We start from the raw sequence: 18,607 nt of genomic DNA, 5'->3' as shown, positions 1-18,607 counted from the left end.
GGCCCTCCGCCCGCGATTCCCGGCCGCCGGCACGGCGTCCGGCCCGGCGGCACCGGCTACACAGCCCCGGTCGCGGAGGTGCGGCAGTCCGGGTGGCCCCAGCCGTCCGGGTTCTTGGCGATGGGCTCGCCCGCGGCGTACGAACGGCCGCAGCGGCAGCGGCCGGGGAACTTCGCCTTCAGCGTCCGGGACGAGCCGCCGCCGGAGCCGCCCGTGCGGGTGGCGCCGGCGCGGCGGACCGGCTTGGGACGGGCGGCGGACGGCGCGGAGGGCGGCGGTTCCGGGGAGCCCTGGGCGCTGCCTGCGGGCTCCTGCTCGGTCGCGGCGCGGCTCGCGGCGCGGTCGGCGAAGTCGTTGAGCCGGTCGCCGTCCACCTGGTGGGCGGGGACGTACCGGAAGGTGACGGAGCGGTCGGTCAGCAGCGCGTCGATGCGCACCACCAGCTCCTGGTTGGCGACCGGCTTGCCCGCGGCGGTCTTCCACCCCTTGCGCTTCCAGCCCGGCAGCCAGGTGGTGACCGCCTTCATCGCGTACTGCGAGTCCATCCGGATCTCCAGCGGGACCTGCGGATCGGCGTGGGTCAGCAGCCGCTCCAGGGCGGTCAGCTCGGCGACGTTGTTGGTCGCCGTGCCCAGCGGGCCCGCCTCCCAGACCGCCGGGTCGCCCGCCTCATCGGCGATGACCCAGGCCCAGCCCGCCGGTCCCGGATTTCCTTTCGACGCCCCGTCACACGCGGCGATTACGCGTTCAGCCATACCCCGATCATCCCAGGCCCGGCGGGGTGCCGGACGCCACTCCCCCGCCGTGGCTCAGAGCGCCGGGCCGGTGGCGGGACGCCAGGACGTCAGCCGGTCCGTGGCGGTGCGGGCGCGCCAGGCGGTGAACGCGGGATAGCCGCGCACCCCGTCGGCGACGACGGCGCGGTAGACCCAGATGCCCGGCAGCGGCTCGCCCTCGGCGGCCGCCGCCTCCTTGATCGTGAGGATCGCGTCCCGCGTCTCCTCGGTCAGCGCCGCGCGCAGCGGTCCGACCAGATCGGCGGCGCGGGGGCCCGGGTGGTCGTCGGCCAGCCACCACATGTCGATCTGCCAGGTGTAGCCGGAGTCCGCCTCGTAGTCCAGGCGCCAGTAGAGCCCCTGGTCGGGCAGGTCGAGGGCGTTGGTGAAGCGCAGCCGCCGTACGCCCGGCAGTTCGGCGCAGGGCGTCAGCGCGGCGAAGCCCCGGGCGACGGACGGCGCCGGGGAGTAGATCTCCAGGTCGATGTCGGGTTCGACGACGAGGTCCAGCGCGACCGACCCGACGAGGACCGGGCGGCCGAGCGGACGCCAGCGGTCGAGCAGCCCGAGCGTGCCGAGGACATCGAGGGCCGCGGTACGGCGGCGAACGGCACGGTCACGGCGGGCGGCGGCTTCGGTGGCGGACATGCGCCGAGCGTAGGCCCCTCGGGCGCGCCCGCCGCTCCCGCGAGGCGGCGCCCGGTCCGTCCGCTACCGGCCGAAGGTCTCCGTCAGCCGGGGCGGCGCCGCCTGCTGCCAGGAATCGGTCAGGATGTCGCGGAGTTCGGCCTCGTCCTCCAGGGCGGCGAGCCGGACGCGTACCCAGTGCGAACCGGCCTCGTGCGGCGGGACCCAGAACTTCTCCGGCTCCGCCGCGATCAGTTCGTCCCGCTCATGCATCGGGCAGCGGACGGCGAACGACGTCTCGTCGTCCGGCACGGTGACGAACATCTTCCCGGCGACCCGGAAGGTCGGCATCCCCCACGCCAGCCGCTCCTTGGTCTCGGGGAGCGAGAGCGCGATACGGCGGACGTCGTCGGAGTCGGGCAGGCCCTGGGCGTCGGTCATGCCCCGAGGTTACGAGGACGGCGCGGGGACGCGCACACGGACGCGGGCCCGCGCCGCGCCCGGCCCCCGGAAACGGTCCAGTTGTCCGCGGGCGGGCCGGGCCGCGCCCGCGCGTACCGGCCTGGCGTGGCGCCGAAACCGAAGAACGGAGTCCCCTGCGTCCGCGCCTCACCGCCGACCTCGCCGACCTGCCCGCCCTGTTGGACGCCGCGCGCGAACGCGCCATGGCCTTCCTCGACGGGCTGCCCGAAAGGCCGGCGGTCCCGGCGTGGCAGCCGCCGCCCGAGGCACCGCTGCCGGAGCGCGGAACGGGGCTGCGCGGTGTGCTCGCGGAGTTCGGCGACGACTGGGAGCCGGGCCTGTCGGCGAGCGCGGGACCGCGCTACCTGGGGCCGTCGGGCGCCGAGCCGGACCTCATCCCTCTGACGCCCGAGCACTCGCGCCGACTGCGGGCGCTCGCCGCGTGGTTCACCCTGCGCGCCTACGGGCGGGACGGCTACCGGGAGAGCGCCGAACGGTGTGTGGCCAGGGCCCGGAACCTCGGGCGGGCGGTGGCGGAAGCTCCGGAACTGCGGCTGCCGGCGCCGGTGCGGCGGAACGTCGCCTGCTTCACGCTGTCCGGCGAACCGACGGTGGAGCGGCTGCGGGCGTTCGCGGACGAGGTCGCCCCGGAGATGTTCGTGACGCCGACGACGTACGACGGCACGCCCGCGCCGCGTTCAGCAACTGGCGCACCGAGGAGGCGGACGTCGCCCGCGTCGCGGCGGCGCTGACGGCGGCGGCCCGGAAGCTCTGAACACAGGGCACGGTGGCGGGTGTCCGGGCGGGAGTCCGGGCCCCCGCCGCCGTGTCCGGCCCGGGGCGGCGCCGTGTTCCGCGGCGGCCCCCGCACCGTAACGCGGGCCTGTGGCAACGGCGTTCGGAACGGATGTGCCCAGGTGCGGTGATCGGCGGGCCTCGCCCGGGATAGACTTGCTGGATACAAGCAATATGCCGGGTCGGCCGTGGTGCGCGCCGACGGATTTCGCAAGGATTCACCATGAACAAGGGGACGGTCCCCCCTGACGGCCGCACGGACGAGCGGGTCACCGCTGCCTCGGGACTGGACGAGGCAGCCGCCGGGCTGGGGTCGGAGATCGTGCGGTTCACGCGGCTCATCGCGGCGTGGAAGCAGCGCGCGAAGAACGACGCGAGCGCCGCCGACCGGGTGCTGCTGGCCCGGCTGGTGCTCGGCGGCGACCGCCGGGCCACCGATCTGGCCGCCGACGCGTTCTTGGACCTGTCGACGGTCAGCCGTCAGGTGCGGGCACTGGTCGACCGGGGTCTGGTCGAGCGGCGGCCCGATCCGGACGACCGGCGGGTGACGCTGCTGAGCGCCACACCGTCCGGCCGGGAGACCTTCGAGCACTACCGGCGTCAGCGCGACGCCGAACTGGCCAGGCTGCTGGAGCCATGGACCCCGCAGGACCGGGCGGACCTGATCCGGCTGATGGGCCGCCTCAACCACGACTTGGTGGAACACCAACACGCGCGACCGTGCTCCGGGGGAGACCAGGGCGACGCCGCGCAACAGGGAGAGCACAGCGCATGAGCACATCCACCTCCCCACCCACGGCGGGGGCCAAGGAGATACCGGGGACAGGTGTCCTCACCCATCGTCAGATCCTGACCATCCTCAGCGGGCTCATGCTGGGGATGTTCCTGGCGGCGCTCGACCAGACCATCGTCAGTACCTCGATCCGGACCATCGCCGACGACCTGCACGGGCTGAGCCAGCAGGCGTGGGCGACCACCGCGTACCTCATCACCTCGACGATCTCCACACCGCTGTACGGCAAGCTGTCCGACCTGCACGGCCGTAAGCCGTACTACCTGACGGCGATCAGCGTCTTCGTCGTCGGCTCGGTGGCCTGCACCTTCTCCACATCGATGACCGAACTCGCGGCGTTCCGCGCCGTGCAGGGTCTGGGTGCGGGCGGTCTGATGTCGCTGGCGCTGGCCATCATCGGCGACGTCGTCCCGCCCCGCGAACGGGCCCGCTACCAGGGCTACATGCTGGGCACCTTCGCCACCTCCAGCGTCGCCGGGCCGCTGATCGGCGGTGCGCTGGCGGGGCAGGAGCACCTGCTGGGCATCACCGGCTGGCGCTGGGTGTTCCTGGTGAACGTGCCGATCGGCATCATCGCGCTGTTCGTCGTCGCGAAGGTCCTCAACATCCCGCACACCCGGCGGGATCACCGCATCGACTGGTGGGGCGCGCTGACCATCGCGGTCGGTGTGGTCCCGCTGCTGCTCGTCGCCGAACAGGGCCGCGAGTGGGGCTGGGGTTCGGACACCTCGATCGCCTGCTACGTCATCGGCGGCATCGGCATCATCGCGTGGATCTTCGTCGAGCGGTGGATCGGGGACGACGCGCTGATCCCGATGCGGCTCTTCCGCAACAGCACCTTCAGCATGACGAGCCTGCTGTCGGTGCTGATCGGTATGGGGATGTTCGGCGGGATGCTGATGATCCCGCAGTACCTGCAGATCGTGAAGGGCGCGAGCCCCACCCGCTCGGGCCTGGAGATGCTGCCGCTGATGGCGGGCATGCTGATCGCCTCCGTCGCGTGCGGCCAGATCACGGCGAAGACCGGCCGCTACAAGATCTTCCCGATCGTCGGTACGGCGCTGATGGTCGCGGCGATGCTGCTGTTCCACTTCCGGGTGCAGTGGGACACGCCGCTGTGGGAGACGATGCTCTACATGCTCGTCTTCGGCCTGGGGCTGGGCGGTTGCATGCAGACGCTGGTGCTGGCGGTGCAGAACGCCGTGCCGCCGCGGGACATGGGCGTGGCGACCGCGTCGTCGACGTTCTTCCGGCAGATGGGCGCCACCGCCGGTACCGCGATCTTCCTGTCGGTGCTGTTCAGCACCGTCGGCGACAAGATCGCGGACGCGTTCGGCTCGGCGGTGCGCACCGAGCGCTTCCAGGCGGCGCTGCACGATCCGAAGGTCCTCCAGGACCCGGCCAACAAGCCGGTCCTGGACATGCTCAAGGCGCCCGGGGGCGGCGGGAACTCCTCCGGTGTGCTCAGCGACTCGTCGTTCATCCAGCAGTTGGACCCGCGGCTGGCCGAGCCGTTCAAGCGCGGCTTCGCCGACTCGATGCACACGGTGTTCCTGATGGGCGCGATCGTCGTGGCGGTGGCGTTCTTGCTGGTGCTGTTCGTCAAGGAGGTGCCGCTGCGGCAGATCTCCGGACTCCAGGCGCGCGCCCAGGCCGAGGCGGAGGACGCCGGAGCCGCCGCGTCCGGCGCGGACGGACCCGCCGCCGCGGAGACCGGCGCCGTGGCCACCGCCGCGGAGGCGGCGCCGCCCGCACCGGCTGAGGCCTCGGGCCCCTGCGTCGAGGGCACGGTGCACGACGGCGGCGGCGCGCCGGTGGCGCAGGCCGTGGTCACGCTGATCGACATCGGCGGGCGGCAGTTGGGCCGGACCGCGACCGGGGCGGACGGCCGCTACGTGCTGGCCGCGCCGGGCGCCGGGACGTACGTGCTGATCGGCTCGGCGGGCGCCCGGCAGCCGCAGGCGGCGACGGTCGTGGTGGCGGACGAGCCGGTGCGGTTCGATCTGGCGCTCGGCGGCGCGGGCGGGCTCTCCGGCGAGGTCGTCGCGGATCTGGACAGCGCTCCCCTGCCGGGCGCGCTGGTGGTCGCCACGGATGTCCGCGGTGAGGTCGTGGCGTCCGGGGTCGCGGGTGCGGACGGCGGATTCGTCTTCGGGGAGTTGGCGCAGGGCGGTTACACCCTCGCGGTCAGCGCCGAGGGGCACCGCCCGGCCGCGCTCCCGGTGGAGGTCACGCCCGGCGGCCGCAACCGCTACGAGATCCGGCTGACGCCCGGCGCCCGTATCCGGGGCACGGTGCGCACCGCGCACCACGGCCCGCTGGGCGACGCCCGCGTCACGCTGCTGGACCCGGCGGGCAACGTCGTGGGCACGGCGACGACCGGCGATGACGGCGCGTACGCCTTCACCGACCTCGACCAGGGCACCTACACGGTGATCGCGAGCGGCTATCCGCCGGTCGCCACGCCGCTGCGGGTGAGCACCGACGGCCACACCGAGCTGGACATCGACCTCGGTCACGACACGGCCGGCTGACCGGCTGCCGACGGGACTCCGGGCCCGGCTCCCACCGAGGGGGCCGGGCCCGCCGCCGTCCCGCTCCCGGAGCCACGCGACCCGGCACACCCGACGGCCCCCCTCCGACGCCCCCTCACGCTCCGCATCCCTCCCACGACACACGAAATACACGAAACCCACCCCAAACGCGCACTCTTTGTGGCCAACATGTCACTCTCTGTGTAACGTCGAAGGGTGGCGGTCGTGTTCCCGATCGGGTCCGGCCGGTCACCACTTGTCAGTCATCCATCGTCTGTCGCGGCCTCCCGCACGGTGCGGGAGGTCTTACGAGTTCCCGTGGAGGGCATATGAAGAGCGGCATCGTGAAGTGGTTCAACGCGGAGAAGGGATACGGCTTCATCCAGCAGGACGGCGGCGGCCCCGACGTCTTCGCCCATTACTCCCACATCAACGCCACCGGCTTCCGGGAGCTGCGGGAGGGCCAGGCCGTCACCTTCGACGTCACCGAGGGCCACAAGGGCCCGCAGGCCGAGAACATCGTGGTCAGCACGGTCGTCGCCTGAACCACCGCCCGGCCCCCTTCCCGGGTCCCGTCGCCGTCCCGCTCCCGTCAGGAGCGGGACGGTTCCGTATCCGCTCCGTGTCCGCCCGCGCGATCACCGGCTCCCGGCCGGTGGAAGAATGCGGTGCCAGGGTCCCGGGGAAAGGTGCGCAGGGTGGAGTCTCCCGTTCCGAGTGTGCTGTGTGATCTGGGGGCGCTGGCCGCGGCCGCCCCGGGGGATGCCGCGGTGCGGTGGAAACTGGCCGAGTCCGGGCGTCAGCTCGACGCCAACGTCGTCCATCTGACGGCCGGGCAGCGCGTGGACACCCACACCGAACCGGATCTGGACGTCCTCCTCCTCGTCCTGGCCGGGGACGGCACCCTGGAATCCGCCGCGGGCGACGAGACGCTGGGTGCGGACGCCCTGGTGTGGCTGCCGCACGGGTCGGCCCGGGCGCTCGTCGCGGGCGCGGCGGGCCTGTCGTACCTCACGGTGCACCGCAGGCGTCCCGGTATGCGGATCGGCCGCCGCTCCCCGGGGCCCGCCGCCGGCTGACGCCGCGCGCCGGGCCGCCGGGGGCCGGGCCGTCAGGGCGTGGCGGTGTGGTCGGGGTGGCCGCGGGTGCGGCGGGATTCCTTGAGTTCCGCCTCGTGGACGTGGGTACGGCCCTCGACGAGTGCGTCGCGGATCCGCTCCTCGACGGCGGTGAAGGGCCGGTAGTAGGTCGCGTTGTACTCCTCGACGACCTGGAAGGTCCAGCGGCCCGGGAGGACGTTCCGGCCGACGATCTCCCGCTCCACCAGGTCGGCCAGATCGAGGTGACCGGCCGCCCGCAACTGGTGGACGCTCTCCCCCACCACGCGGTCGGCGCCGCCGGTGAGCTGGTGGAACGCGTAGAGGTGGCCGCGGGCCCGTTCGACGGTCTCCAGGGCTTCCGAGAGGGTGCCCAGCGCCCGGACCGTGGCGTCGCTGACCCCCTCGGGCCTGCGGTGGGCGGGGGCCGGACCGGACCGGTCGGCGTCGCGCGATGCTGAGTGACTGCTCATGCCCCTTCCTCTGCCCCGAAGCCGGGCGGCTGTCCGCACGGGCACGGCCACCGGAGTGAACCGGGCCGCCCTGCGGCGACCGGCCGCCGGTGCCAGACTTGAGGAACTGCGCCCGGCCGCCGGCCGGTGCCCCCGTCACCCGAGGGGGAATTCATGACCTGGGCTTCCTGGACCACCGTCGGCATCCACGCGCGGCCGGGCGCCGTCCGCACCGTGGAGGCGGGGGTGCTCGACGGCGATGTGACCATCCATACGACCTGGTCGGAGGATCAGGCGCATGTGGCGGTGCAGTACACCGGCGCCGCGGACTGGTTCACCATGGTCGGCAGTCCCGTCCCCTGCTCCTCCGAGGAGGACAGCCGCAGTTTCCACCAGGCGGTCGTGGAGGCGGTGCGCGGTGGCGAGGACGCGGAGCGGGAGTTGCAACGGCTCTTCGAGCGGTGACCCGGGCACGGGGCGCGCGGTCCGGAGCCGGGCCGCGCGCCCCGGGTGTGACGGCCGCCCTGTCGCCTCCGTACCCCTGTCTTCCGGCCGATCCGGGCCCGCGGGCGCCGCGTGGCCTCTACCGTCCCTGAGGAGCGACGACTTCGGCCCGCCGGGCCGGTCGCGGGACGAGAGAGGACCGTCATGGCGCAGGCACGTACGGAGCACGACTTCCTTGTGGTGGGGGCCGGTTCGGCCGGGAGCGTGCTGACCCGGAGACTGCTGGACCGGGGGTACTCCGTGCAGGTGCTGGAGGCCGGGCCGCCGGACGACGACGCGCGGGTGCACAGCCCGCAGGGCTGGCCGGCGCTCCTCGGGTCCGCGCTGGACTGGGCGGCCGTCTCCGTTCCCCAACGGCACGCCAACGACCGGGTGCTGGCCTGGCCGCGCGGGAAGGTGCTCGGCGGTTCCAGCTCCCTCAACGGCATGATCTACATCCGCGGGCACCGCAGCGATTACGACGGCTGGGCCGCCGACGGCTGCCCGGGCTGGGACTGGGACAGTGTGCTGCCGCTGTTCAAACGGTCCGAGGACCATGTGGACGGCGCCGGGGCGTGGCACGGCGCGGGCGGGCCGCTGCCGGTCAGCCGGATCACCGCACCGCACCCGACGGCCGCCGCGTTCGTCGAGGCGGCGGCCGGTCTCGGCCACCCGGTCACCGAGGACTTCAACGGCACGCACATGACCGGGGTCGGCTTCAACCACGTCACGGTCCGTGGCGGGCTGCGGATGAGCGCCTGGCAGAGCTTCGTCGCGCCCGTCCTGGGGCATCCGGAGCTGACGGTGACGACCGGGGCGCGGGTGCACCGGGTGCTGCTGGAGAAGGGCCGGGCCGTCGGGGTGGAGTACGCGGCCGACGGGCGGCTGCATCAGGTGCGTGCCGCGCGGGAGGTGCTGCTCTGCGGCGGGGTGCTCGGCTCGCCGCAGACGCTGCTGCACTCCGGTATCGGCCCGGCGGCGGACCTGCGGGCGGTGGGGGTGGAGACGGCCGTGGACCTGCCGGGCGTCGGCGCCAACCTCCACGACCACCTGCTGGTGAGCAACGTCTACGAGGCCACCGGCCCGCTCCCCGCGGGCACCGCGAACCTGCTGGAGGCGCAGTTGTTCGCCTCGTCCGACGCGCGGCTGCCGGGGCCCGATCTCCAGCCGCTCTTCATGCACCTGGTGTATCCGGCGGAGTCCTATCCGGTGCCGGAGCACGGTTACACCATCGCGCCGGGGCTCGTCCGGCCCCGGTCGCGCGGCACGCTGCGGCTGGCCTCCGCGGACCCGGAGGCGGCGCCGCTGCTCGATCCGAACGTCCTGGACGATCCGTACGACCTGGAGGCGCTGGTCGACGCGGTGGAGCTGAGCCGGGAGATCGGCGGGCAGCGGGCGTTCGACGCCTGGCGCAAGGCGGAGGTGGCACCGGGGCCCGAGGCCCGTACCCGGGATGACCTGCGGGCCTATGTGCGGCGGGCGGTGGGGACGTACCACCACCAGGTGGGCACCTGCCGGATGGGGCAGGGCGCGCGGGCGGTGGTCGATCCGTCGCTGCGGGTGTACGGCGTGGACGGGCTGCGGATCGCGGACGCGTCGGTGATGCCGTCGGTGCCGTCCGGCAACACCAACGCCCCGACGATCATGATCGGCGAGAAGGCGGCGGAGCTGGTGCTCGCGGACGCGGGCTGAGGGATCCGTCCGGGGGCGCGTGCGGTCCGGGGGCGCGTGCGGTCCGGGGCCGTACCGGGTCGCGTGGTGCGCGGTCCCGGACGTAGGGGGCGTGGTACGGCGGCCTGGGCGTACGGGGCGTGGCCGGGGCCGTTCCCCGGGCGCCCCGGCGGGGTCGCGCGGGTCGGGTCCGCCTGCCCGGTCCGGTGCGTATCGACGTACCGGACCGGGACCGTACCGCCCCTGACCTGGGGCGTCCCGTCCGGCTCCGGCCGCCCGGCGGCGCGTCGTCACGGCGCCGGGCGGGCGGTGTTCAGCGGTCGTGTTCGCGGAGGTCCTTGACGCGGCGGATCTTGCCGACCGAGCGTTCCAGGGTCTCCGGGTCGACGACCGTCACCTCGACCGTGGTGCCGACGCCGTCCTTGACGCCCTTGGCGATCCGGGCGGCGGCGGCCGCGCGTATATCGGGGCCGGCGTCCGGCCTGGCCTCGACGAGGACGGTCATGTGGTCCATACGGCCGCGGCGGGTCAGCCGGATCTGGAAGTGCGGGGCGACGCCCGGGGCGGTCAGGACGATCTCCTCGATCTGGCTGGGGAAGACGTTGACGCCGCGCAGGATGATCATGTCGTCGCAGCGCCCGGTGATCTTCTCGATCCGGCGGAAGGCGGGGCGGGCGGTGCCGGGCAGCAGGCGGGTCAGGTCGTGGGTGCGGTAGCGGATCACCGGCAGCGCCTCCTTGGTGAGGGAGGTGAAGGCCAGCTCGCCGTGGCCGCCGTCGGGCACGGACCCGCCGGTGAGCGGGTCGACGATCTCGGGGTAGAAGTGGTCCTCCCAGACGTGCAGGCCGTCCTTGACCTCGACGCACTCCTGGGCGATGCCGGGGCCGCAGACCTCGGAGAGGCCGTAGATGTCGACGGCGTGCAGATCCAGCCGCTCCTCGATCTCGCGGCGCATGCCCTCCGTCCAGGGCTCGGCACCGAAGACGCCGACCCGCAGGGAGGTGGTGCGCGGATCGATGCCCTGCCGCTCGAACTCGTCGAGGAGGGTGAGCATGTAGGACGGGGTGACCATGATGATCTCGGGGCGGAAGTCCTGGATGATCTGCACCTGGCGCGCGGTCATCCCGCCGGACGCGGGGATGACCGTACAGCCGGCCCGCTCGGCGCCGTAGTGGGCGCCGAGGCCGCCGGTGAACAGGCCGTATCCGTAGGAGATGTGCACCTTGTCGCCGAGGCGGGCGCCCGCGGCGCGCAGGGAGCGGGCGACGACGTCGGCCCACATGGAGAGGTCGTTCTCGGTGTAGCCCACGACGGTGGGCCGGCCGGTGGTCCCGCTGGAGGCGTGGACGCGGCGTACGTCGGACATCGGGACGGCGAACATCCCGAAGGGGTAGGTGTCCCGCAGGTCCGCCTTGGTGGTGAAGGGGAAGCGCGCCAGGTCCTCCAGGGTGCGGCAGTCCTCGGGGCGGACCCCGGCGCGGTCGAACTTGGTGCGGTACAGCTCGACGTGGTCGTACGCGTGGCGCAGTGTGGCGCGCAGCCGGCGGAGCTGGACGGCGCGCAGCTCCTCGCGGGTCAGCCGCTCGCCGTCGTCCAGCAGGGCGGGGGGCAGGGGCTCGCCGAGGCGGGGGCGGGCGGTGGCCCGGACCGTCGGTTCGGTGCTCATCGCGGCTCCTTCGTCGTCGTTCCGCGGACGCTGCGGCTACGGCCGCGGAACTCCGCGATCACCTCGTCGGCCCGGCGGACGGTCACGTCGCAGATGCCGCTGCGGCCGAAGCGGGTGCGCTCCGCCGCGACCGCGTGCAGGACGTCGCCTTCGTGCGCGGGGGCGATGAAGTCGATGTCCGCGGCGGCCGCGACGGTCACCGGGCCGTGGCTGTTGCAGGCGCAGGCGAACGCGGTGTCGGCGAGCAGGAAGAGGCAGCCGCCGTGGGCGATGCCGTGGCCGTTGACCATCGAGGCGGTCACCGTCATCCGCAGCAGGGCGTGTCCTTCGCCGTGGGTCACCAGCTCGATGCCCATGGCGCGGGAGGCCCGGTCCTCGGCGAGCATGCGCTCGACCGGGCCGGGGGCGGCGCCAGCGGTGTATCTCACCTTTTCCACAGCTCCTCTCGACACCTTGTGTGCCGACCGAACATTCGGTTAGCGTCGGCTCCGTCACGTAAGCAAGCATCAGCACTGCCTGTCAAGAGGTGGACCGCATGCCCCAGTACGTCCCGGGAAGCCCCGGCTCCCCCGCCCGTCGACGGCCGCCGCGGGGGCGCGCCGCGACCGCCGCGCACCGCGTGCCGGGAGCGGCGTGGCTCCCGGGCGGCGCCCTTCTCCCGGAGGGGGCCGGCCGTGGCTGACGAGGTCTATCTCATCGACGGCGCCCGCACCCCGCAGGGCCGCCACGGCGGGGCGCTGGCCTCCGTACGGCCCGACGATCTCGCGGCCCTGGTGGTCGGGGAGGCGGTGCGGCGCGCGGGAGTCCCGGGCGAGGCGGTGGACGAGGTGATACTCGGCGCCGCCAATCAGGCCGGGGAGGACAACCGCAACGTGGCGCGGATGGCCGTCCTGCTGGCGGGCCTTCCACACACGGTGCCCGGCCACACCGTCAACCGGCTGTGCGCCTCGGGGCTGACGGCGGTCGCCTCCGCGGCCCAGGCGGTGCGGGCGGGCGAGGCCGAGCTGGTCGTGGCGGGCGGGGTGGAGTCGATGACCCGCGCCCCGTGGGTGATGGAGAAGCCGGGCACGCCGTGGGCGAAGCCCGGCGAGCTCCGGGACACCTCCCTGGGCTGGCGGTTCACCAACCCGCGCTTCGCGGCGGCCGACCGCGCGGTGGCGGCGGACGCGGGGCCCGAGGCGGTGCGGGTGACGCTGTCGATGGGTGAGACGGCCGAGGAGGTCGCGGCGCTCGACGGGATCGACCGCGCCGCATGTGACGCGTTCGCGCTGCGCAGCCACCGGAGGGCGGTCGCCGCCCGGGAGGCGGGCCGGTTCGACCGGGAGATCGTGCCGGTGGAGACGGCGGACGGCGTGGTGACGTACGACGAGGGGCCGCGTCCGTCGACGACGGCGGAGAAGCTGGCGGCGCTGCGTCCGCTCTTCCGGCCCGGGGGTGTGGTGACGGCCGGTTCCGCCTCACCGCTCTCGGACGGCGCGGCGGCGCTGGTGGTGGCGGGCCCGGCCGCCGTCGAGCGGTACGGGCTGACGCCGCGCGCCCGGATCGTCACCTCGGCGGCGGCCGGGGTGGCGCCGCACCTGATGGGGCTCGGGCCGGTGCCCGCCACCGAGAAGGCGCTGACCCGGGCCGGCTGGCGGGCGGGGCAACTGGGCGCGGTCGAGCTGAACGAGGCGTTCGCCGCGCAGGCGCTCGCGGTGATCCGGCGGCTGGAGCTGGACGAGGCGCGGGTCAACGCGGACGGCGGGGCGCTGGCCCTGGGTCATCCGCTGGGGTGCTCGGGCGCCCGGATCCTGCTGACCCTGCTGGGACGGCTGGAGCGGGAGGACGCCCGGCGCGGGCTCGCCACGCTCTGCGTGGGCGTCGGCCAGGGCGTGGCGATGCTCGTGGAGCGGGTGTGAGGGGCGCGGGGGCCGGGGCCCGCCGCGCGGGGCGCCCGGCGTGCGCCCCGGCAACGACAGGACGCGGGCCCGGACGGTCGCGGGCGGCGCGGGGTGCGGAGCGAAGGGGACTGACATGACCAGCGGATCTGCCGGACCGATGGCGCCGGATGTGGTCGGGGTGATCGGCGGTGGCCGGATGGGCGCGGGCATCGCCCAGTCGTTCGCGGCCGCCGGGGCGTCGGTGACGGTCGTGGAGAGCGGCGAACGGGCGGCGGCGGCCGCCGTGGAGCGGGTCGCCGCCGGGCTGCGGCGCGCCGCCGAGCGCGGCAAGCTCACGGAGCCGGTCGAGCGGGTGCTCGCCCGGGTGGCCACCGTGGAGTCGGCCGGGGCGCTGCCGTCGCGGGCCGCGCTGGTCGTCGAGGCGGTGCCGGAGGACGTGCGGCTCAAGGCCGAGGTGCTGGCCGCCGCGGAGCGGGCGGTCGGCGAGGGGACGGTGCTGGCCACCAACACCTCCTCCTTGCCGGTCACCGAGCTGGCGGCGGCGCTCGACCACCCCGGCCGCTTCCTGGGCATGCACTTCTTCAACCCCGTCCCCGCCTCCGCGCTGGTGGAGATCGTCGTCGGGCCGGCCACCGACGAGGCGACGGTCGAGCGGGCGCTCGGCTGGACGCGGGCGCTGGGCAAGAAGGAGGTGGTGGTCAAGGACTCCCCCGGGTTCGCCAGCAGCCGTCTGGGGGTGGCGCTGGGCCTGGAGGCGATCCGGATGGCCGAGGAGGGCGTCGCCGCTCCGGAGGCGATCGACGACGCGATGACGCTGGGCTACCGCCATCCGATGGGGCCGCTGCGCCTGACGGACCTGGTGGGGCTGGATGTCCGGCTGGCCATCGCCGAGCATCTGCACGCCACGCTCGGTGAGCGCTTCGCCCCGCCGGAGCTGCTGCGCGCCAAGGTGGCCCGCGGGGAGCTGGGGCGGAAGTCGGGGCGGGGGTTCTACACCTGGGAGTGAGGGGCCGGCCCCTCGGGCGCCGGGGCCGCACGGCCTGCGGGCGCCGGGGCGGGCCCGTCCCCATGGCGGCGCCGGGGTGCGCCGCGCCCCGGGAGCGTACGGCGCCACCCTCCCTCCGGCGCCGTAAGGCCGCAGGGCGCGGGGCGCGTCCGAGCTGTCCGGCGCCCGCCCGGACGCCCCGGGCGCTCGCCGCCGAACCTCCCGGACACCCCGGACACCCAAGGCGCCCCTCCCTCGAAAGGGGCTTGCCCGTGCCGCGGAAACTCGTCAGAATATGAACCGAACGAATGGTCGGTAGGGAAGTTGGTATCGATGACCACGACAGACTCCGCCCCGTCGGCCACCGGCGGCACCGAGCGGGAGCTTCAGGAGCGGTTCGACACCTCGATCGACAAGGACCGGCGCATCGAACCGCGCGACTGGATGCCCGACGGCTACCGCAGGACCCTGGTCCGGCAGATCGCGCAGCACGCGCACTCCGAGATCATCGGGATGCAGCCCGAGGGCGCGTGGATCACCCGGGCGCCCTCGCTGCGCCGTAAGGCGATCCTCTTCGCCAAGGTCCAGGACGAGGCGGGGCACGGCCTGTACCTCTACTCCGCCGCCGAGACGCTGGGCGCCGAGCGCACCGAGCTGACCGAGCGGCTGATCGCGGGCCGCCAGAAGTACTCCTCGATCTTCAACTACCCCACCCCGACCTTCGCCGACGTCGGCGTCATCGGCTGGTTCGTGGACGGCGCCGCGATCTGCAATCAAGTGCCGCTGTGCCGGAGTTCGTACGGCCCCTACGCCCGCGCGATGGTGCGGATCTGCAAGGAGGAGTCGTTCCACCAGCGGCAGGGATACGAGCTGCTGATGACGATGATGCGCGGCACCGAGGCGCAGCGGGAGATGGTCCAGGACGCGGTGAACCGCTGGTGGTGGCCGTCGCTGATGATGTTCGGCCCGCCCGACGGCGACTCCCCCAACTCCGCGGCGTCGATGGCCTGGAAGATCAAGCGGCACACCAACGACGAGCTGCGCAGCCGGTTCGTCGACATGACCGTCCCGCAGGCGGAGCGGCTCGGCGTCACCCTGCCCGACCCCGAGCTGCGCTGGAACGCCGAGCGCGGGCGCCACGACTTCGGCACCCCCGACTGGTCCGAGCTGCAGCGCGTCATCCAGGGCGACGGCCCCTGCAACGCCGAGCGGATGGCGCGCCGCCGCACGGCGCACGAGGACGGCGCCTGGGTGCGCGAGGCGGCCACCGCCCACGCCGCGAAGCAGGCGGCCCGCGGCCCGCACGGACCCCACACCGAGGAAGGAACGGCGGCATGAGCGAGACCGACGACCCGAAGGCCGGCTGGCCGCTGTACGAGGTGTTCATCCGCGGCAAGCGCGGGCTCAACCACGTGCACGTCGGCTCGCTGCACGCCGCCGACGACCGGATGGCCCTCACCCACGCCCGCGATCTGTACACCCGCCGCAACGAGGGCGTCAGCATCTGGGTGGTCCGCTCGTCCCACATCGCGGCCTCCACCCGCGATGAGAAGGACCCGTTCTTCGCGCCCAGCGCCGACAAGATCTACCGCCATCCCACCTTCTACGACATACCCGACGACGTCCCGCACATCTGAGACCGGGGAGGAGCAGGACATGGCCGGCACCGACGACGATCACATCTATCTGTCCCTGGCCGAGGAGCACGGCGACGGCGACGCCCGCTGGGCGTTCGGCACCGGCTTCGAGGACCCGCTGCACGGCGTGGAGACGGCCGTGCCCGCCGGGGTGGACGCGGCGCGGCTGGCCGCCGACTGCGCGGCGCTCGCCGATGACGCGCTGGTCGGCGCGCAGCGGCTGGCCCAGTGGTGCACCCGCGCCCCGGAGCTGGAGGAGGAGGTGGCGCTCGCCAACATCGGCCTCGACCTGCTGGGCCAGGCCCGTCTGCTGTACACCCGCGCGGGTCAGGTGGACGGCAGCGGCCGGGACGAGGACGCCTTCGCCTACTTCCGCGACGCGGACGCCTTCCGCCCGCTCCGGCTGGCCGAACTCCCCAACGGCGACTTCGCGTTCTGCGTCGTGCGGCTGCTCTGGCTGGCGAGCTGGCGGCTGGCGCTCTTCACCCGCCTCGCGCACGGCGCGCCGGACCCGGTGGTGGCCGCCGTCGCCGGAAAGGGCGTCAAGGAGCTGACGTACCACCGTCAGTACGCCGCGGAGTGGGCGGTCCGGCTGGGGGACGGCACCGAGGAGTCGCATCGCCGGATGCGGGCGGCGCTCGCCGCTGCCGCCCCGTACACCGGTGAGCTGTTCACCGGCGCCCCGGTGTGCGGGGTGGCGCCGGCGGAGCTGCGGGACGAGGTGACCGGGGTGGTGCGGCAGGTCTGTGACGCGGCGGGGCTGGAGCTGGTGCAGGCGCCACCGCTGCCGGGGGGCGGCCGCGACGGTGAGCACACCGTCCATCTGGCGCCGCTGCTGGAGGAGTTGCAGAGCGTGGCGCGGGCGCACCCGGAGGGAGTGTGGTGACCATGGCCACCGTCACCGGTCTCGGCGGCGCCGAGCTGGCCCGGCGGATCGCGGCGCAGGTGCCCGATCCGGAGCTGCCGATGCTGACCCTCGCCGACCTCGGGGTGCTGCGGGGTGTGGAGGTCGCCGCGGACGGCGCGGTCACCGCCACGCTGACACCGACGTATTCGGGGTGCCCGGCGATGGCCGAGATGCGGGCCGCCGTCGCGGCGCGGCTGCGGGACGCCGGGTTCACACGGGTCACCATCCGTACGGCCCTGGAGCCGGCGTGGACCACCGACTGGATCACCGCCGAAGGCCGCCGCAAGCTCGCCGAGCACGGCATCGCACCGCCCGGCCCCGCGCCGCGGCGGACCTCGGGACCGGTGCCGCTGGAGCTGTCCGGGGTGCGGCGGGCGGTGCGCTGCCCGCACTGCGGTGCGGCGGACACCCGGGAGACCTCACGTTTCGGCGCCACCTCCTGCAAGTCCCTGTGGCGGTGCGGGAGTTGCCGCGAGCCCTTCGAGTACGTCAAGGAGATCTGATGGCCCCGACCTCGTCCGAGCTGACCGGGGCGGCGTCGCCCCGGGCGTCCGCGGCGGAGCGGTCCGGCGCGCCCGCCCGGCGGCGTCCGGCGTTCCACCGGCTGCGCGTCGCGGAGGTGGAGCCGCTGTGCGACGACGCCGCGGCGATCAGCTTCGAGGTGCCCGGGGAGCTGGCGGCTCAGTTCGCGTTCCGGCCCGGTCAGTCGCTGACGCTGCGGCGGGAGGTCGAAGGGCGGGACGAGCGGCGGTCGTACTCGATCTGCGCGCCGGTGGGCGCCCGTCCGCGCATCGGGGTGCGGGTGGTGCCCGGCGGACTGTTCTCGTCCTGGCTGGTGCATGAGGTCCGTCCCGGGGACACCGTCGAGGTGATGGCGCCGACGGGCGCGTTCACCCCGGATCTGTCGCGCCCCGGCCACCATGTGCTGATCGCGGCGGGCTCCGGGATCACCCCGATGGTGTCGATCGCGGAGTCGGTGCTCGCCGCCGATCCGCGCTCGCAGGTCACCCTCTTCTACGGCAACCGCCGGACGGATTCGGTGATGTTCGCCGATGAGCTGGCCGATCTGAAGGATCTGTATCCGGCCCGGTTCGAGCTGGGCCATGTGCTCTCCCGGGAGCCCCGCGAGGCGGAGTTGCTTTCGGGCCGGCTGGACGCGGAGCGGCTGGCGGCGCTGATCGGCGGGCTGGTGGACGTCCCGTCGGCCGATCACTGGTGGCTGTGCGGTCCGCACGGCATGGTCGAGGACGCCCGGCGGGTGCTGGCGGAGCTCGGGGTGCCGGGCGGGCGGGTGCATCAGGAGCTGTTCTTCGCCGACGACGAGCCGGTCCGTCCGGTGCGGCACGCGGACGCGGCAGCCGAGGGCCCGGTCAGCCGGGTCACGCTGGTCCTGGACGGGCGGTCCACCACCGCGCCGCTCCCCCGCGACACCACCCTCCTCGACGGCGCCGCGCGGATCCGCCCGGACACCCCGTTCGCCTGCAAGGGCGGGGTGTGCGGCACGTGCCGGGCGCTGGTCACCGAGGGCACGGCCGACATGCGCCGCAACTACGCGCTGGAGGAGGCCGAGGTGTCCGCCGGGTACGTCCTGACCTGCCAGAGCTTCCCGGTGTCCGAGGAGCTGACGGTCGACTTCGATAGCTGAGCGGGGCCCGGGGCGAGCCGGGGGCCGGGCCGGCGGCCACTTACCGGAGCGCCGGGCCCAGGACGGCTCCCCCGGTGGTCCGGGGTCCGGCGGCCCGGGTCCGGTAGGCCGAGGCCCGGCGGCCAGGTCCGGTAGGCCCGAGGCCCGGCGGCCAGGTCCGGAGGCCCGAGTCCTGTAGGCCGAGGCCCGGTGGCCCG

The 18,607-nt window shown here is 74.2% G+C and carries 19 protein-coding genes and 1 pseudogene; 14 read left to right on the top strand and 6 right to left on the bottom strand.

All coding sequences use genetic code 11. From position 1 onward, the window contains the following. Positions 1–56 precede the first annotated feature (56 nt). The 3 genes from ACGH2B_RS27250 to ACGH2B_RS27240 all read right to left on the bottom strand — a co-directional run bounded on the left by ACGH2B_RS27250 (position 57) and on the right by ACGH2B_RS27240 (position 1,844). Entirely contained in the window at positions 57–755 is a 699-nt protein-coding gene (locus ACGH2B_RS27250; protein WP_399095311.1) for a ribonuclease H, read from the bottom strand. A 54-nt stretch (positions 756–809) separates the two neighbouring features. Beyond that, positions 810–1,424 carry a hypothetical protein gene (locus ACGH2B_RS27245; RefSeq protein ID WP_399095308.1) on the bottom strand — a complete coding sequence of 205 codons (615 nt, stop codon included), beginning with the start codon at positions 1,422–1,424 and terminating at the stop codon, positions 810–812. Between the two features lie 63 nt (positions 1,425–1,487). Then, positions 1,488–1,844, bottom strand: coding sequence for an MmcQ/YjbR family DNA-binding protein (locus tag ACGH2B_RS27240; protein ID WP_399095305.1), 357 nt, complete (start codon positions 1,842–1,844; stop codon positions 1,488–1,490). A gap of 383 nt (positions 1,845–2,227) precedes the next feature. Between ACGH2B_RS27240 and ACGH2B_RS27235 the strand changes: the two are divergent. The 5 genes and pseudogenes from ACGH2B_RS27235 to ACGH2B_RS27215 all read left to right on the top strand — a co-directional run. Then, positions 2,228–2,640 (top strand): annotated as a pseudogene (locus ACGH2B_RS27235) (pyridoxal-dependent decarboxylase); the annotation flags it as partial. 243 nt (positions 2,641–2,883) lie between these two features. Next, positions 2,884–3,435: a MarR family winged helix-turn-helix transcriptional regulator gene (locus tag ACGH2B_RS27230; protein ID WP_399095302.1), complete on the top strand. Its 552-nt coding sequence runs from the start codon at positions 2,884–2,886 to the stop codon at positions 3,433–3,435. Continuing rightward, complete coding sequence (locus tag ACGH2B_RS27225) at positions 3,432–5,987, top strand: MFS transporter (protein WP_399095299.1); 2,556 nt, start codon at positions 3,432–3,434, stop codon at positions 5,985–5,987. The genes ACGH2B_RS27230 and ACGH2B_RS27225 overlap by 4 nt, the downstream gene beginning before the upstream one ends. Positions 5,988–6,316: 329 nt before the next feature. After that, positions 6,317–6,532 carry a cold-shock protein gene (locus tag ACGH2B_RS27220; protein ID WP_399095296.1) on the top strand — a complete coding sequence of 72 codons (216 nt, stop codon included), beginning with the start codon at positions 6,317–6,319 and terminating at the stop codon, positions 6,530–6,532. 153 nt (positions 6,533–6,685) lie between these two features. After that, on the top strand, positions 6,686–7,066 hold the full coding sequence (locus tag ACGH2B_RS27215; protein WP_399095293.1) for a hypothetical protein: 381 nt from the start codon (positions 6,686–6,688) through the stop codon (positions 7,064–7,066). Between the two features lie 32 nt (positions 7,067–7,098). On the opposite strand, the gene ACGH2B_RS27210 is transcribed toward ACGH2B_RS27215, so the two are convergent. Next, positions 7,099–7,557 carry a hypothetical protein gene (locus ACGH2B_RS27210; RefSeq protein ID WP_399095290.1) on the bottom strand — a complete coding sequence of 153 codons (459 nt, stop codon included), beginning with the start codon at positions 7,555–7,557 and terminating at the stop codon, positions 7,099–7,101. A gap of 153 nt (positions 7,558–7,710) precedes the next feature. Here ACGH2B_RS27210 and ACGH2B_RS27205 point away from each other — a divergent pair, with 153 nt between their 5' ends. Beyond that, a complete protein-coding gene (locus ACGH2B_RS27205) occupies positions 7,711–8,001 on the top strand; it encodes a hypothetical protein (protein WP_399095287.1) in 291 nt (96 codons plus the stop codon). 183 nt (positions 8,002–8,184) lie between these two features. Next, entirely contained in the window at positions 8,185–9,711 is a 1,527-nt protein-coding gene (locus ACGH2B_RS27200; protein ID WP_399095284.1) for a GMC family oxidoreductase, read from the top strand. Positions 9,712–10,003: 292 nt separating this feature from the next. Here the strand turns inward: ACGH2B_RS27200 and paaK are convergent, their stop codons facing one another. Continuing rightward, a complete protein-coding gene (paaK, locus tag ACGH2B_RS27195) occupies positions 10,004–11,356 on the bottom strand; it encodes a phenylacetate--CoA ligase PaaK (protein WP_399095281.1) in 1,353 nt (450 codons plus the stop codon). After that, positions 11,353–11,742, bottom strand: a complete 390-nt coding sequence (gene paaI, locus ACGH2B_RS27190) for a hydroxyphenylacetyl-CoA thioesterase PaaI (RefSeq protein WP_399097373.1) — start codon at positions 11,740–11,742, stop codon at positions 11,353–11,355. Before paaI ends, paaK begins: the two co-directional genes overlap by 4 nt. A gap of 288 nt (positions 11,743–12,030) precedes the next feature. On the opposite strand from paaI, the gene ACGH2B_RS27185 reads away from it, so the two are divergent. The 7 genes from ACGH2B_RS27185 (at position 12,031) to paaE (ending at position 18,410) form a co-directional block, all read left to right on the top strand. After that, positions 12,031–13,254: a thiolase family protein gene (locus ACGH2B_RS27185; RefSeq protein WP_399095278.1), complete on the top strand. Its 1,224-nt coding sequence runs from the start codon at positions 12,031–12,033 to the stop codon at positions 13,252–13,254. A gap of 115 nt (positions 13,255–13,369) precedes the next feature. Further along, the gene (locus ACGH2B_RS27180; RefSeq protein WP_399095275.1) at positions 13,370–14,242 is read left to right on the top strand and encodes a 3-hydroxyacyl-CoA dehydrogenase family protein; all 873 of its coding nucleotides are present in this window, start codon (positions 13,370–13,372) and stop codon (positions 14,240–14,242) included. Between the two features lie 312 nt (positions 14,243–14,554). Then, positions 14,555–15,559, top strand: a complete 1,005-nt coding sequence (gene paaA / locus ACGH2B_RS27175) for a 1,2-phenylacetyl-CoA epoxidase subunit PaaA (RefSeq protein ID WP_399095272.1) — start codon at positions 14,555–14,557, stop codon at positions 15,557–15,559. Then, the gene (gene paaB, locus ACGH2B_RS27170; protein ID WP_399095269.1) at positions 15,556–15,858 is read left to right on the top strand and encodes a 1,2-phenylacetyl-CoA epoxidase subunit PaaB; all 303 of its coding nucleotides are present in this window, start codon (positions 15,556–15,558) and stop codon (positions 15,856–15,858) included. Before paaA ends, paaB begins: the two co-directional genes overlap by 4 nt. 19 nt (positions 15,859–15,877) lie before the next feature. After that, positions 15,878–16,744, top strand: coding sequence for a 1,2-phenylacetyl-CoA epoxidase subunit PaaC (gene paaC, locus ACGH2B_RS27165; RefSeq protein WP_399095266.1), 867 nt, complete (start codon positions 15,878–15,880; stop codon positions 16,742–16,744). Positions 16,745–16,746: 2 nt separating this feature from the next. After that, positions 16,747–17,268 carry a 1,2-phenylacetyl-CoA epoxidase subunit PaaD gene (gene paaD, locus ACGH2B_RS27160; RefSeq protein ID WP_399095263.1) on the top strand — a complete coding sequence of 174 codons (522 nt, stop codon included), beginning with the start codon at positions 16,747–16,749 and terminating at the stop codon, positions 17,266–17,268. Continuing rightward, positions 17,268–18,410 carry a 1,2-phenylacetyl-CoA epoxidase subunit PaaE gene (gene paaE, locus ACGH2B_RS27155; RefSeq protein WP_399095260.1) on the top strand — a complete coding sequence of 381 codons (1,143 nt, stop codon included), beginning with the start codon at positions 17,268–17,270 and terminating at the stop codon, positions 18,408–18,410. The genes paaD and paaE overlap by 1 nt, the downstream gene beginning before the upstream one ends. Positions 18,411–18,607: the final 197 nt, after the last annotated feature.

Source organism: Streptomyces sp. BBFR2, assembly GCF_044497305.1.
GTDB lineage: Bacteria > Actinomycetota > Actinomycetes > Streptomycetales > Streptomycetaceae > Streptomyces.
The sequence above is the reverse complement of the archived record's forward strand: the minus strand, read 5'-3'. Positions and strand labels throughout refer to the sequence as shown.

Bases quoted from the DNA above. Each gene is read 5' to 3' on its own strand.
- ACGH2B_RS27250 (WP_399095311.1), bottom strand. From the start codon at position 755: ATGGCTGAACGCGTAATCGCCGCGTGTGACGGGGCGTCGAAAGGAAAT.
- ACGH2B_RS27245 (WP_399095308.1), bottom strand. From the start codon at position 1,424: ATGTCCGCCACCGAAGCCGCCGCCCGCCGTGACCGTGCCGTTCGCCGC.
- ACGH2B_RS27240 (WP_399095305.1), bottom strand. From the start codon at position 1,844: ATGACCGACGCCCAGGGCCTGCCCGACTCCGACGACGTCCGCCGTATC.
- ACGH2B_RS27230 (WP_399095302.1), top strand. From the start codon at position 2,884: ATGAACAAGGGGACGGTCCCCCCTGACGGCCGCACGGACGAGCGGGTC.
- ACGH2B_RS27225 (WP_399095299.1), top strand. From the start codon at position 3,432: ATGAGCACATCCACCTCCCCACCCACGGCGGGGGCCAAGGAGATACCG.
- ACGH2B_RS27220 (WP_399095296.1), top strand. From the start codon at position 6,317: ATGAAGAGCGGCATCGTGAAGTGGTTCAACGCGGAGAAGGGATACGGC.
- ACGH2B_RS27210 (WP_399095290.1), bottom strand. From the start codon at position 7,557: ATGAGCAGTCACTCAGCATCGCGCGACGCCGACCGGTCCGGTCCGGCC.
- ACGH2B_RS27205 (WP_399095287.1), top strand. From the start codon at position 7,711: ATGACCTGGGCTTCCTGGACCACCGTCGGCATCCACGCGCGGCCGGGC.
- ACGH2B_RS27200 (WP_399095284.1), top strand. From the start codon at position 8,185: ATGGCGCAGGCACGTACGGAGCACGACTTCCTTGTGGTGGGGGCCGGT.
- paaK (WP_399095281.1), bottom strand. From the start codon at position 11,356: ATGAGCACCGAACCGACGGTCCGGGCCACCGCCCGCCCCCGCCTCGGC.
- paaI (WP_399097373.1), bottom strand. From the start codon at position 11,742: ATGCTCGCCGAGGACCGGGCCTCCCGCGCCATGGGCATCGAGCTGGTG.
- ACGH2B_RS27180 (WP_399095275.1), top strand. From the start codon at position 13,370: ATGACCAGCGGATCTGCCGGACCGATGGCGCCGGATGTGGTCGGGGTG.
- paaA (WP_399095272.1), top strand. From the start codon at position 14,555: ATGACCACGACAGACTCCGCCCCGTCGGCCACCGGCGGCACCGAGCGG.
- paaB (WP_399095269.1), top strand. From the start codon at position 15,556: ATGAGCGAGACCGACGACCCGAAGGCCGGCTGGCCGCTGTACGAGGTG.
- paaC (WP_399095266.1), top strand. From the start codon at position 15,878: ATGGCCGGCACCGACGACGATCACATCTATCTGTCCCTGGCCGAGGAG.
- paaD (WP_399095263.1), top strand. From the start codon at position 16,747: ATGGCCACCGTCACCGGTCTCGGCGGCGCCGAGCTGGCCCGGCGGATC.
- paaE (WP_399095260.1), top strand. From the start codon at position 17,268: ATGGCCCCGACCTCGTCCGAGCTGACCGGGGCGGCGTCGCCCCGGGCG.